Origin of the sequence: Variovorax boronicumulans, from assembly GCF_040544675.1 — a bacterium.
Classification (GTDB): domain Bacteria; phylum Pseudomonadota; class Gammaproteobacteria; order Burkholderiales; family Burkholderiaceae_C; genus Variovorax; species Variovorax boronicumulans_D.
In genome coordinates this window covers 1-1,252 of record NZ_JBEPKK010000051.1, presented here as the reverse complement: position 1 = coordinate 1,252, position 1,252 = coordinate 1, and the positions used below count along the sequence as shown (strand labels likewise).

At 64.6% G+C, this 1,252-nt stretch carries 1 protein-coding gene and 1 pseudogene; one reads left to right on the top strand and one right to left on the bottom strand.

Annotated features, from left to right (window positions below; translation table 11 throughout):
• Positions 1-93 precede the first annotated feature (93 nt).
• Positions 94-1,017, bottom strand: coding sequence for an SMP-30/gluconolactonase/LRE family protein (locus ABIC90_RS27350; protein WP_354359880.1), 924 nt, complete (start codon positions 1,015-1,017; stop codon positions 94-96).
• A gap of 134 nt (positions 1,018-1,151) precedes the next feature.
• Between ABIC90_RS27350 and ABIC90_RS27345 the strand changes: the two are divergent.
• Positions 1,152-1,252 (top strand): annotated as a pseudogene (locus tag ABIC90_RS27345) (gluconate 5-dehydrogenase); the annotation flags it as partial.

Genomic DNA, 1,252 nt, shown 5'->3' with positions numbered 1-1,252 from the left:
TCTCTCCGGCGCGCACGTCCAGCGTCACCTTGTCCACCGCCTGCGTGCCGCCGAAGCGCTTGCAGACAGACTGGAATTGCAGCAGGGGCGGGTTCATGCGCATGTCGCTCCCCGCGTGCCGAGGCGGATGCGGTAGAGCGAGGTGGAGGCGCACACATAGAGCTCGTTGCCGTCGATCCCGCCGAAGCACAGGTTGCCCACCTTCTCCGGCACGGCGATGCGCGCCATGCGCGTGCCGTCGGGGTGAAAGACCTGCACGCTGTCGGCGCTGCTGGTGTAGACGAAGCCGTGCACGTCGACCCGAAAGCCGTCGGCCAGACCCGGATTCACCACCGCGAACACGCGGGGGTTGGCGAGGCTCTCGCCGTGGATCACATCGAACGCGACGATGTGGTGATGCCCGCTGCCGTCGGTGCGCAGCGCAGCCGAGGTGTCGCTCACATAGAGGATGCTTTCATCGGGCGAGAACGCCAGGCCGTTCGGCTCCTCGACGAAGTCGCTCACCGAACGCAGTGCGCCGCTCGCCGGGTCGAATCGAAAGACATGGTTGCGGCCCAGTTCGCTTTGGGCCTTGTGGCCTTCATGGTCGGACACGATGCCGTAGGGCGGATCGGTGAACCAGATGCTGCCGTCGCGCTTGACGACCACGTCGTTGGGCGAGTTGAGCCGGCGGCCCCGGTAGCGATCGACCAGCACCTCGTCGGCGAGCGGCACGAGGCCGGCACCGAAGTGCGTACGCACGATGGCGCGCAGGCCGTGCGAGCAATGCAGCAAGGCGCCATCGGCTTCGCGCGCATGGCCGTTGGTGAATTCCACGGCATCGCGCCACACGGTCATGCCGGTGTCGGGGTGCCAGCGCAGCATGCGGTTGTTGGGAATGTCGCTCCACAGCACGGCACCGTCTTCACGCATCCACACGGGGCCTTCGCTCCAGGCGGCGCCGGTGCACAGGCGCTCCAACGGGCCGGCATCGCGGGCAACGGATGCAAAGCGGGTATCCAGGACTTCGATGGGCATGACCCAAGTCTGGCATCAATAAAGATACCGGTAACTTAGGCTTTTCCCGGAGATTTATCTGTGCGTGACTTCTCCGTTTGACTGCAAAATAAGATACCTGTAACTTATCAGTTCCACGAAGCAAGGAGTCCTTCTTGAAGCTGTTCGATCTGTCAGGGCGCATTGCCCTCATCACCGGCTCCAGCAAAGGCATCGGCTTTGCTCTGGCTTCGGCCCTCGGCGCGGCCGGCGCGCG